Consider the following 12,074-nt stretch of genomic DNA (forward strand, 5'->3'; position numbering starts at 1 on the left):
TCTTATCTATGTCAGGGCTTTATGAGCAACAAACAATCCAATCGCTTTCTCTCTTCGCTTTCTACCAAACTACAATTTTCTTTGTTGTTCCTTTCGCTGGTTGGCGTTGCATTTGGAGTGCGTTCCTACTTACACGTAGAAGGCGATTTTGGTGCGGAAGCGGCGCATATTTTCAAACTTGATTTATACAAGCAGATTGTCGCGGCGATTATCGTCAATGCGCTGGTGGGTTGGTATATTCACCGCAATACTACGAAGCGCATTACTAATCTTGCTGAGCGTATGCGTGATTTAACTGAAGGCAGACTGGAGATTGAAGTTCCCTACATTAATAGTGGTGACCAGATTGGCAGCATGGCGCGTAAGGTGAAAATCTTTCAGGAGAATGCAGTTAACCTTCGTCGCTTGGAGTCTGAGCAAGAAAAAGCACGCCTCAAGGCTGAGCAGGACCGCAAGCAGTTGCTGAATGATTTGGCTAATACGATGGACCAGTCGGTGAAAGCGATTACGAACCGTTTAGATGAGTCGGCTGGACAATTGGACTCTGCAAGTCGGTTGGTTGCGGACTCGTCGGGCAAGGTAGCGTCGCGCGTGAAGGAGTTGTTCTCTATCGCTAACCAAACCTCAAGCAATGTTGGTAGCGTCAGTACAGCAGCGCAAGAGCTTTCAAGCTCGATTGAAGAGATTAGCCGCCAAGTTTCTAAGTCGTCGCAAATTACACAATCCGCAGTGGAGAAGGCGCAGAACGCCAGCACTGCTATTCAAGCATTGGCGGATGGTGCGGCGAAAATTGGTGATGTGATTGAGATTGTACGCTCAATCGCAGCGCAAATTAACTTGCTGGCGCTCAACGCAACGATTGAAGCTGCGCGTGCGGGTGAGGCAGGCAAAGGATTCTCGGTTGTTGCTTCGGAGGTGAAGACGCTTGCGACGCAAACCGCCAAGGCAACCGACCAGATTGCCGAGATTGTTTCAGGTATTCAAAGCGAAACACAGTCGACAGTAAGCTCGATTGTGGAAATTACGGAATCGGTTCGCCAGATTAATGATATTTCGACGGTGATTGCCGCCGCCGTGGAAGAGCAAGATGCCTCGACACGTGGTATTGCTAATAACATTCGTGAAGCTGCGGGCTACACCAACCAGTTGGCGGAAACCACAGAGAGTGTTTCTAAGACATCGGTACAGGCGGGCGATGCGTCACGCGATATGCTCAGTGCGTGTAGTTTGGTGCATGAGCAGCTTGAATTGTTAAGCGAGAAAGTAAATGGGCTGTTGAGCTCATTGAAAGCTGCCTAGTACGCAGGATTTGCGCGTGTTTTTGCACCTGCGAGACTAATGCTTGTGCATTGGCAAAATGGCTGATAAGCCTTGGACTTTCAAATCCTTAAATGAGGCTTCTCATGCTTAACAAACTGTTCGCACGTAAATCCGTTGCCCAGATTCAGGGTGAGGCAAAATCTCATGCGCTCAAGCGCACGCTTGGTAAATGGAATCTGGTATCGCTCGGTATTGGTTGCATTATCGGCGCTGGTATTTTCGTGATGACGGGAACAGCAGCAGCAAACCATGCAGGACCTGCGATTATTCTCTCCTTCGTATTTGCTGGTTTTGCCTGTGCGTTCGCAGGACTTTGTTATGCAGAGCTGGCTTCGGTGCTTCCCGTTTCGGGCAGTGCTTATACCTATACCTATGTAACGCTTGGTGAAGTGTTCGCTTGGACCATGGGCTGGCTCTTGGTACTTGAGTATGGCCTTGCCGCATCAACTGTTGCGGTTGGCTGGTCGGGCTATGTGGTGAGCTTCCTAAAAACACTTGGCGTGGCGTTAGACCCACTTTACACAGCGGCAACGGGTACGATGGTTACGCTGGCAGATGGCTCGCAAGCAGAAGCTATTTTCAACCTGCCTGCAGTCATTGGCGTGTCGGCGGTTACGTTGTTGCTCATCGTGGGTGTGAAAGAATCGGCTACCGTTAATAACTTCATCGTAGCGGTAAAAGTAACCGTGATCATGGCGTTTATCGGTATCGGTATCTTCTATGTGAATACCGATAATTGGGTGCCATTTATGCCAGAAAATGAAGGACCTGGTAAATATGGGTTTGACGGGGTATTGCGCGCGGCATCGATCATCTTCTTTGCCTATGTAGGCTTTGAGGCGGTGTCGACTGCGGCGGCGGAAGCCAAAGACCCGCAAAAAGATATGCCTTTCGGCATCATCGGTTCGCTCGTTGTTTGTACCATCATCTATATGATGGTGGCACTCGTGCTTACGGGCGTGGTGCATTATAGCGCGCTGAACGTGCCAGATCCGATTGCAGTTGCGGTCGACGCGATTGGCTTGGGGTGGTTTGCGTTCATCATTAAGATTGGTGCAATCATGGGCCTCAGCTCGGTGATGCTGGTGCTGCTTTATGGCCAGACCCGCATTTTCTACACCATGGCGAAGGACGGCTTGTTGCCACAATTCATCGCTAAGGTTCACCCTAAGTTCCAAACTCCATACCTCAACACTTTATTGGTGGGTGCGGTTGTGGCAGTTGCGGCAGGCACGATGCCTATTAGCCAGTTGGGCGACTTAGTATCACTGGGTACACTCTGTGCGTTCGCGATGGTTTGCCTCTGCGTGCTTTATCTGCACTATAAGCAGCCAGGCCTTGAGCGTCCGTATAGCACGCCGCTCAAGCCATTTGTGCCACTGGCGGGTATTGCATTCTGCGGGTACCTTATTGCGCAGATGCCTTGGAGCACCTTCGTTCAGCTTAAGCTGTTTTTCTTAGGCGGTGCGGTGATTTACCTCGTTTACGGTATTCGTCATAGCGTAACGAACAAAACGGTGAAATAACGCTTGGCTTTCAATCGGGGGTTCGCTAGAAGCCCCGCAGTGTGCCGCTGTAGCTCAGGGGTAGAGCAGCGCTTTCGTAAAGCGAAGGTCGGGAGTTCAATTCTCTTCAGCGGCACCATTGTTTCCTAAAACCTCACGGTCCATTTCGAAGGCTGTTCTTGTATCTTCAGCTAATCGGATTAGCTTTCCCTGACATTAAGGGAGCGCGCGATGACCAAACCACTACAAGGAAAAATAGCACTAGTAACGGGTGGCGCGCGCGGGATAGGCGCAGCGATTAGCACACGACTGGCGGCGGATGGTGCAAAGGTCATCCTCACCTATAGCAAGTCAGCGACGGAAGCAGAGAAGCTAGCACAAAAAATCGGTGGCAAAGCCTATCTGGCTGATGCTTCGAAGCCTGAGACCATGAAGGCATTTGCGGACGCGTTCATTAAGGAGTTCGGTCGAGTCGATGTATTGGTCAATAATGCAGGCGTTGCAGATTTCGGACTGATTGGTGATATCCCGCATGATCACTATCGTCGTATTTTCGATGTGAATGTTGAGTCGGTATTCGCATTGACCAACGCGCTGGTGCCGCATTTGCAATCTGGTGCGCGTATTATCAATATAAGTTCTATCCTCGGTGAACGCGCGATTGGCCCAGGCCTTAACGTGTATAACGCCAGCAAATTTGCGGTCACGGGGTTCACCCGCAGTTGGGCAAAGGATTTGGGCGCGAAGGGTATTCTGGTGAATGCCGTTTGCCCAGGGCCCATTGATACCGATATGAACCCAGCAAATGGGGAAGGCTCGGCACAGCAAATTGCCCAGACAGCGCTAGGACGATACGGCAAGCCAGATGAGATCGCTGCAGCAGTGGCGTTTTTTGCAGGCCCTGATTCTACCTATGTCACTGGTGCAACGCTGCTCGTTGACGGTGGTACTAACGCATAGCTTTTCGAAAGGATTCGATATGACGACTTTACTTGATACGATGCAGCTTGGGGACATAACATTAGCGAATCGTGTTATCATGGCGCCGCTAACGCGCATGCGCTCGAAGCAGCCAGGAAATATTCCTTATGCGCTCAATGCTGAATATTACGCGCAGCGTGCCAGCGCAGGGTTGATCATTGCGGAAGCCACGCAGATTTCGCCGCAAGGCCAAGGCTATCCCGCAACGCCTGGCATTCACTCGGCTGAGCAAGTGGAGGGCTGGAAACTGGTGACAGACGCGGTGCATAAGCAAGGTGGCAAAATCTTTTTGCAACTTTGGCATGTTGGGCGCATTTCGCATTCTTCCTTCCATGGTGGCCTACCAGTCTCCGCTTCGGCGATTGCGCCAAGTGGCAAAACCTTCACAGCAGATTGGAAGCAAGTGCCTTATGAAACGCCGCGAGCACTTGAGGCCTCCGAGTTGCCTGCGCTGGTCGCTGACTATGTAAAGGCCGCGCAGAATGCAAAAGAAGCAGGCTTTGACGGCATTGAAGTGCATAGCGCGAATGGCTATCTGCTCGACCAGTTCTTGCAAGACGGTACGAATAAACGCACCGATGTATATGGTGGCTCGATTGAAAATCGTGCGCGACTATTGCTGGAAGTCGTCGATGCAGTGATTGGTGTGTGGGGTAAGGGGCGCGTGGGTGTGCGTTTGTCGCCTTACGGAACGTTCAGCGATATGAGCGATAGCAACCCTGTTGCACTGTTCACTTACGTGCTTGATCAGCTTTCTGCTCGAGGTATTGCCTATGTGCATGTGATTGAGCCACGCGCAACCTCTGCAGGCGGCAGTGATGCGGTCAATGCGGATGCGCCATCGACGTCGCAACTATTCCGCGCGCATTTCAAAGGTGTATTTATGTCGGCAGGTGGATATACACCTGAAAGTGCTAAACAGGCCGTAGAAAGCGGACAGGTGGATGCAGTTGCCTTCGGTCGTCCATTCATAGCAAACCCTGATTTGCCAGAGCGTATTGCACGCGGTGCAGAGCTTAACCCCTACAACCGCGCAACGTTCTATGGTGGTGCAGAGAAGGGCTACACGGATTATCCATTTCTCAACGCGCAAGCTGCTTAACGTTAACCAAGGAGGATTTTATGACCTATCAACTGTATTTTGCACCAGGTACATGCTCACTTGCGGTGCACGTGTTATTGCGTGAAGTGGGCGCATCGTTTGAATTGATCAAAGAAGATATCAAAGCCAATCCACGCAATGCTGAATATATGAAACTGAACCCGCGCGGGTCGGTTCCTATTTTGGTGGTGGATGGAAAGGTGCTGCGCGAAGGTGCAGCGATTTTGACATATATTGCAGAAACGCACGAAAGTTCGTTGTTGCCCTCTTCGGGCTGGGAGCGTGCCAAGGCGATGGAGTGGTTGGCGTTTGGCAATAGCACGTTGCACCCAGTCTATGGTCGTTTGTTTGGCATGAAAGGCAAGCTTGGTGACAAGGCGCCAGAGAATGAGTTTTACCAAATGGGCGTTGCTGCGATTAAAAAATATTGGGCAGAAGTAGAGTCTGTTTTAGCAACGCAGGAATATATTGCGGGCAATACGATTACAGTCGGCGATATTTTGTTGAGCGTGATTGCTAGTTGGTCGCCGCTCATTTCACCAGAGATTACGTTTGGTGCGAAAACCACCGCTTATTTGGAGAAGATTCGTAGCCGTGAGAGCTATGTGTCGTCGGTGGATGCAGAAAAGAGTGCGAAAAAAGCGGCCTAGCTTTTGGGCTTTGCGACAATGGTGAATTGTATGTGAACAGGGAAGGCGACCCACTGGTCGCTTTCCCATTCGCTACCAGCACCCACATTAAAATCACGGCGATTGAACTGCGCCGTTCCTTTTGCAGTGGTTGTGCCATTTGCTTCACTTAGCGAGAAATTCAACGATACAGGCTTTTTGATGCCTTTCAGATTCAACGTACCGTCGGCGATGTAGTGGTCGCCCTCTTTGCGTGCGCTGGTGGCGGAAAATTCAGCACTGGTGAACTGCTTAGTATCTAACCATTCGGTGTTACTAATCTCGGCCTGTCTGTCGCTGCCTTCGACTTCAACGGATGTTAGGTCGATGCTCACGCGAATATTGGTTTTGTCGAGTGCCGTTGCATCAAAAGTGATGGCAGGTGTGAAGCGCTTGAAGCCGCCACCAAAGACATCACCCGCTTGTTCGGCAGTGAATGTGAGCGATGATTTGGCAGGGTCCACCTGCCATTCTTGCGCAATAGCAAGGCTTGGTAGAAAGGCTAACGCTAGAAGCGTGCGTTTCATTAACGCCCCAGCTTCACCGCGATAAAGCGTGGCAACATACGCGTCAGCACTGTATCGCGATTGATGAAGTGATGCTTGAGCGCGGCAAGGACATGCAGCGCGATAAGCGGTATCGCAATCCATTGCGTGGTGAGCTCATGGATTTCGTATGCCTGTTTACCCAATGCCTTCTGACCCGTGACAGGTAAGTGCGGCATTTCAAATAACCAGAAGAAAATGGTAGGATACTTGCCTGATGCTGAAACCAGCAGCCAACCTGAAAGCGGCATGATGATGATGAGCGCGTAGAAAGCGATGTGCGTCGCTTTAGATGCGAGCACTTCCCACGATTTCATGCCTGCTGGCAGTGCGGGCGCGGGGTGAGTGAGCCGCCAATACACACGGAAGAGAGAGAGGAATAATATCGTTATACCGAGCGATTTATGGAAGCCATAAGCGTCGATCCGCAATGAGATCGGCTTAATATCTTCCATGACCAACCCGAGCGCGATCATCAAAATAATTGAAAGGCCGATTACCCAGTGCAGGAATACGGCAACACGATGATAGCGCTCCTGTGACATTATTTTTTCTCCGCCGGCTGGTTAAATTCCACTTCGACGTAGAACTTAACTTCATCGCCTACGGCTGGCAAATACTCTTTCAAGCCAAAATCTGAGCGATTCAGTTTACCAATAGCACTAAAGCCTAGCACATTGGCTGCTGCGTAAGGGTTGAAACCAGCGCCATTAAAGGTGGTGCGCAGGGTGACAGGCTTGGTAACGCCTAGCATAGTAAAGTCACCCGTAATGGTGCCTTCCGTATCGGACGTTTTTTCGATCTTTGTGGCTTTGAAGGTAGCTGTTGGGAATTGGGCGATATTGAAGAATGCTGGGCCATCCCACTTTTCTTCCATTTTGGGGTTGTTCACGCTGGCACTGCCTGTGTCAATCGTCACCTCTAGCTTGCTTTTGGTGACGTCTTTAGCGTTGAAGTCCAGCTTGGCATCTACTCCATCAAAGCGGGCGGTGTAGTTCGAGAAACCAAGGTGCTTAACCGTGAAGGTGACGCTGGCGTGCGATTTGTCGAGCGTATAAATGCCGCTTGGTACTTTATCGAGTGCGGTGGAGGGTGGTGTCCATTCCCCAGCAGCGAATGCAGCAGTGGAAAGGGACATTAATACAGTGCTAGTAGCAAGAAAATGGCGCATAAAACCTCCAAATGTGAATGTGGAGGAAGGCTAGCTTTATGGGCTAAAAAGTAAATAGCGAATACAGAAACGGTCTTATGCGCCCAGTTGTGCGGACTGCATAGCCTGCATTGGCTGAATTTGCGCGGTATCCGCAGCAACCGAGGTTTTAGGCGTATTGTTATTAACGCCCAAATGACCGCGAATTTCCTCATAGGCGGCAGCTTGCTGCTCGGGTGGCAGTGCTGAAATTTGCTGTTCAAGGTTGGTGATGGCTTTATCAGCCTCGCCTTTGCCCCAAGTAATACGGCTTACCACAGCGCCAATCGCGCCAATAGCTACCGCAGGCAGCAGGGTTTTAAGCGACCAATGCATACCGTTCGCTTTGCCTTTGATTTTGCTTTTCGTAACCAATGCAAAGATACCGCCGCCAACAAGACCAGCGAGCGTACCAAGGCCGCCGCCTACCGTTGTGGCACTGCCTTTAATTTTGTTGCGTAGTGCACCGTACATCACCTCTTTTTCTTGCGCGCTAAGGGTAGGGGCAAGTGTGGGTGGGTTTTCAATCGGCATAGCGGATGGTTGTGATGGAGCGGGTGCGACGGGCGCTGGAGTGGCTTCAGCGACTGCCGCAGGCGTTGGGGTTGGCGCTGCTACAGGCTCTGCAACAGGTGCGGGAGCGGGTGCTAGCGCATCCATCGCGATTTCTTGAGCAACAGGTGCAGTCTCTTTAGGTTCTTGCATAGGATTCTCCATTCCTTTGCATTCTAGCCATTTTACCTAAGACGTTGTGTGACAGTTTGATGACGTTTTAGGACTTGCAACCCCTTCCATTTCCTATAAAACCGCGCCCATGACGGAACTTACCAAGATACGCAACTTCTCGATTATCGCCCATATCGACCACGGCAAGTCAACGCTGGCTGACCGCATCATTCAGGCCACTAACGCCGTGGAAGCCCGCGAGATGACCGAGCAGATGCTCGATACCATGGATATCGAGAAAGAGCGCGGTATCACCATCAAGTCGCAGACAGTACGCCTGAAGTACAAGGCGAAGGACGGGGTGGAATACACGCTGAACCTGATGGATACCCCAGGCCACGTGGATTTTGCCTATGAAGTGAGCCGTTGCTTGGCGGCATGTGAAGGTTCGTTGCTGGTGGTGGATGCGTCGCAAGGTGTGGAAGCGCAAACGCTCGCCAACGTGTACCAAGCGCTCGATAATAATAACGAGATTGTACCAGTCTTGAATAAGATCGACTTGCCCGCAGCCGAGCCAGAGCGCGTGGCGCAGCAAGTGGAAGATATGATCGGCATTGATTGTACCGACGCGCTGAGAGTGAGTGCCAAAACGGGTCTTGGTATCCCTGATTTGTTGGAAGCGATTGTGCAGCGTATCCCGCACCCCAAGGGAGATGCGAATGCGCCTCTTAAAGCGCTGCTGGTGGATAGTTGGTACGACACGTATCTGGGCGTGATCATTCTGGTGCGTGTATTTGAAGGCACGATGAAAAAAGGCCAGAAGATTCGCTTCATGAATGCTGGTGTTACACAAACCGTTGAAGCAGTGGGCGTATTCACGCCGAAAAAACTGGCCGTGAATGAACTCACCCCTGGTGAAGTTGGTTATATCCAAACGGGCATTAAACTGGTTGCCGACTGTAATGTGGGTGACACGATTACCGATGAAAAAAATCTGGCAAGTGAGCCATTGCCAGGCTTTAAGCCTGTGCAGCCCGTGGTGTTCTGCGGTCTTTACCCCACCGAGTCGGCGGACTTTGAGAACCTCAAAGAATCGCTCGCCAAGCTGCGTCTGAATGATGCGAGTTTCCAGTTCGAAGCGGAAAGCAGCAATGCGCTTGGCTTTGGTTTCCGTTGCGGGTTCTTGGGACTCTTGCACCTTGAGATCATCCAAGAGCGCTTGGAGCGCGAATTCGATTTGGATTTGATTACCACTGCGCCAAGCGTGGTCTATAAATTGAAAATGACCGATGGGCGTGAGGTCGAGATTCATAACCCTGCCGATTACCCTGATGTGACGTATATTGAAACGCAGGAAGAGCCATGGATTCATGCGACCATCTTCGTGCCAGATGAATATCTAGGTAACGTGCTGGCGCTTTGTACCGAAAAACGCGGCCAGCAGGTGAACCTGACGTATGTAGGTTCGCGCGCATTGGTGGAATATAAATTGCCGCTCAACGAAGTAGTGTTCGATTTCTATGACCGCTTGAAATCGGGTACTCGCGGTTATGCTTCTTTCGAATATCATATCGACAGCTACCGCGAGTCGGATTTGGTGAAAGTGTCGATTCTGGTGAATGGTGAGCCCGTTGATGCGCTGGGTATCATCGTGCATCGCTCGCAGGCTGACCCGCGTGGCCGTGCTCTATGTGGTCGCCTCAAAGAACTGATTCCACGACACATGTTCCAGATTGCTATTCAAGCGGCGATTGGCGGAAAAATTATTGCGCGTGAGACTATCTCGGCTTTGCGTAAGGACGTAACCGCGAAGTGTTATGGCGGCGACATTTCCCGTAAGCGCAAACTGCTTGAGAAACAGAAAAAAGGTAAGAAACGCATGCGCCAAGTTGGGAATGTCGAAATCCCACAATCGGCCTTCATTGCGGCACTCAAAATGGGTGATGATAACTAACGCTGCTGTTGTGCTTGGTTTAGTTGCAGCAATGATTCATGAGAAACAGTGTCTATTCGCGTAGCTGGGGCGCTGGTTGCTGCTTGAGTTAATGGTAGTTGCGCTGCTGTATCTTTTAGAGGTTTGCGCTTCTCGATATTATAATCGTTCTTATTGACATAAATCGCCTGAAATATATTTCCACAGAGAATACTAAGGCCTGCGACAAGCTGGAAGGGGTTGCCAGTGCGTAAATGCTTGATGCCATCGACTGCGGTTGTTACATCCGCACCGATATTTAACAGCGAAGACGTAAGAATAGGTCGATTCTTGAAATACTGAAACCAGTCTTGAGGCGAATGCAGATCTTTTAGTCTGCGGTCGTCGTCCGTATTTTCTTTATTCAAAGCGCCGTTCAAGTCCGACGCCATGCTGAAAAGGCCGCCACCCAGACTACCGCCTTTACCTTTTACAAGCCCCGATAATGCCCAGAATATACTGCCAACTGAGAAGATACTTAATGCGGATTCAATCGGGTATTTTTGCGGGTTCACTACCTTACCCATATGATTAAGGAAAGGATTATTACTGGGCGATTTTATAGCAATTGCTTCTTGGTTCTGTAATTTTTCACGTTCTTCGTCGGTTTTCTTTTGTCCGAAAATCGACATAACGATATTGCCGAGGATGAACATGCTGCCTGCAACGCGAAACGCCCAGTTGCCAGTAGCAATCATTGCTGCGGAGCCTGCAATCTTAAAGCCAGCGACGACGCGTGGCGCGTTGTCGGTCAGTATTTTTGGTGTGTTTTGGCGTAATACATCTAGAGCGCTCGGCTTAACATGTTCCGAGTCGTTTGTTTTCTCTGTCTGTTGTTGTGGCGTCTGCGTAACCATCTTCTCCCAATAGAAATTGGCAGTTTGATTATAGTTTATTGGGTAGTCAGCAATATGAAGATTTGATGAATATTGGCGATATCATCAATCGATTGGATAGGGCGATAGAAAGGGGTGATGATAACTAAGAAAATTCATTGCCATCTCTGCTGAATCTGCTTTGTTGACGAACTGACATTCATAGACAACGGAGATTACCATGAAGTTCACCAAAGCGCTGCTTATTTCAACCTCGATTATCTTACTTGCTGCATGCTCAGTGCAAAGCACCGACAAGGGCACAAAGGCAGAGACGCGTAGTGGTGGATTATTTGGTCTTGGTACGGCTGCCGATTATGATGTGCAGACAGAAGGTGCATTCAAGAACGTGAAGCAGGTGGTGATTGGCGGATTTAAAGTAGGATTCCTTGAGGAAACCAAAGCATCCAACAAAGCATCGGGTGGCCTGATGGGCGGTGGGTTTGGCGGTAAGTCGACCGCAAAAGTCGACCTTAAAGGGGTAGATGCAGCGTTGATGCAGGAAATCACCGATGCAGCGTATGCTGATTTCATCGCGCAGCTAGAAAAGCGTGGCTACACGGTGGCGGATCGTGGCGAGTTGCTCAAAAATCGTGATTACGCCAACGCGAATAAAGAGAAATCACCATTACGTGAAGAGTCGTCATTCTTAGGTGCTGATGCGACGATTACGTATGTAGCGCCTTCCAATATGGAAGGGCTGTATTTCACGGGTGAGTCGGGTCGTTCGGGTGGCTTCGGATTTGGCAATCCGCAAGTGGCGGCGATTAACTTCGCGGAAGAAAATAAAATACCGGTAGTGTTTGTGACCTATCAAGTGGACTTTGCCAATAAAGCGGGTGGCCATGCGGGCATCACCACCTCGGCGGTTGAAGTTGGGCAGGGTATTTCGGTGCCTCCTGGCGGCGGTGTGAGAATTATTGGCGGGCAGGGCGGCACATTCAGCTCGGCCAATGGCGCGATTCTCTTCGGCCAGCCTGTTTCTTCGAGTGATACATTCGGTACGATTGAGAACACCTCGACCGATGCAGGTGTAGCCGTAGAAACGGCAGCAAATATCTTCTCGGCAGTATTGGGCGGCGGCACTAACCAGACGCGTTCGTTTGAGATCACGGCAGTCCCCGCAAAATATAAGGCAGTGAGCCTGAAGGTTTTGGGTAGTGCGAACGAGAAAATCACCGCAAAGATGCTCTCTTTGCGCTAAACAAGGGCTTGCGCCGCTAAAAAAAACCGTTTAGTCAAACCTTCCCT

At 50.4% G+C, this 12,074-nt stretch carries 12 protein-coding genes and 1 tRNA gene; 8 read left to right on the forward strand and 5 right to left on the reverse strand.

Annotated elements, in window-relative coordinates; translation table 11 throughout:
• Positions 1-21: 21 nt before the first annotated feature.
• The 6 genes from J0M34_00475 (at position 22) to J0M34_00500 (ending at position 5,558) form a co-directional block, all read left to right on the forward strand.
• Positions 22-1,299 carry a hypothetical protein gene (locus tag J0M34_00475; GenBank protein ID MBN8542723.1) on the forward strand — a complete coding sequence of 426 codons (1,278 nt, stop codon included), beginning with the start codon at positions 22-24 and terminating at the stop codon, positions 1,297-1,299.
• Positions 1,300-1,403: 104 nt separating this feature from the next.
• Entirely contained in the window at positions 1,404-2,846 is a 1,443-nt protein-coding gene (locus tag J0M34_00480; protein MBN8542724.1) for an amino acid permease, read from the forward strand.
• 43 nt (positions 2,847-2,889) lie between these two features.
• Positions 2,890-2,964, forward strand: a tRNA-Thr gene (locus tag J0M34_00485).
• Between the two features lie 92 nt (positions 2,965-3,056).
• Positions 3,057-3,785, forward strand: coding sequence for an SDR family oxidoreductase (locus tag J0M34_00490; GenBank protein MBN8542725.1), 729 nt, complete (start codon positions 3,057-3,059; stop codon positions 3,783-3,785).
• Between the two features lie 19 nt (positions 3,786-3,804).
• A complete protein-coding gene (locus tag J0M34_00495; GenBank protein ID MBN8542726.1) occupies positions 3,805-4,908 on the forward strand; it encodes an alkene reductase in 1,104 nt (367 codons plus the stop codon).
• Positions 4,909-4,928: 20 nt separating this feature from the next.
• Positions 4,929-5,558, forward strand: a complete 630-nt coding sequence (locus tag J0M34_00500) for a glutathione S-transferase family protein (GenBank protein ID MBN8542727.1) — start codon at positions 4,929-4,931, stop codon at positions 5,556-5,558.
• Here J0M34_00500 and J0M34_00505 read toward each other — a convergent pair.
• From J0M34_00505 to J0M34_00520, 4 genes are all read right to left on the reverse strand, one after another.
• Positions 5,555-6,103 (reverse strand): YceI family protein, encoded by a 549-nt coding sequence (locus J0M34_00505; GenBank protein MBN8542728.1) that lies wholly within the window; start codon positions 6,101-6,103, stop codon positions 5,555-5,557. The genes J0M34_00500 and J0M34_00505 overlap by 4 nt on opposite strands.
• Positions 6,103-6,666: a cytochrome b gene (locus tag J0M34_00510; protein ID MBN8542729.1), complete on the reverse strand. Its 564-nt coding sequence runs from the start codon at positions 6,664-6,666 to the stop codon at positions 6,103-6,105. Before J0M34_00510 ends, J0M34_00505 begins: the two co-directional genes overlap by 1 nt.
• Entirely contained in the window at positions 6,666-7,292 is a 627-nt protein-coding gene (locus tag J0M34_00515) for a polyisoprenoid-binding protein (protein ID MBN8542730.1), read from the reverse strand. The genes J0M34_00510 and J0M34_00515 overlap by 1 nt, the downstream gene beginning before the upstream one ends.
• A 75-nt stretch (positions 7,293-7,367) precedes the next feature.
• The gene (locus J0M34_00520) at positions 7,368-8,015 is read right to left on the reverse strand and encodes a hypothetical protein (protein MBN8542731.1); all 648 of its coding nucleotides are present in this window, start codon (positions 8,013-8,015) and stop codon (positions 7,368-7,370) included.
• 109 nt (positions 8,016-8,124) lie between these two features.
• Between J0M34_00520 and lepA the strand changes: the two genes are divergently transcribed.
• On the forward strand, positions 8,125-9,930 hold the full coding sequence (lepA, locus tag J0M34_00525) for an elongation factor 4 (protein ID MBN8542732.1): 1,806 nt from the start codon (positions 8,125-8,127) through the stop codon (positions 9,928-9,930).
• Here the strand turns inward: lepA and J0M34_00530 are convergent.
• Positions 9,927-10,805: a hypothetical protein gene (locus tag J0M34_00530; protein MBN8542733.1), complete on the reverse strand. Its 879-nt coding sequence runs from the start codon at positions 10,803-10,805 to the stop codon at positions 9,927-9,929. The two genes, lepA and J0M34_00530, sit on opposite strands and share 4 nt — an antisense overlap.
• Before the next feature lie 199 nt (positions 10,806-11,004).
• Between J0M34_00530 and J0M34_00535 the strand changes: the two genes are divergently transcribed.
• Complete coding sequence (locus J0M34_00535; GenBank protein MBN8542734.1) at positions 11,005-12,027, forward strand: hypothetical protein; 1,023 nt, start codon at positions 11,005-11,007, stop codon at positions 12,025-12,027.
• Positions 12,028-12,074: the final 47 nt, after the last annotated feature.

Source organism: Alphaproteobacteria bacterium, from assembly GCA_017302575.1.
Taxonomy (GTDB): Bacteria; Pseudomonadota; Alphaproteobacteria; order Rickettsiales; family UBA3002; genus JAFLDD01.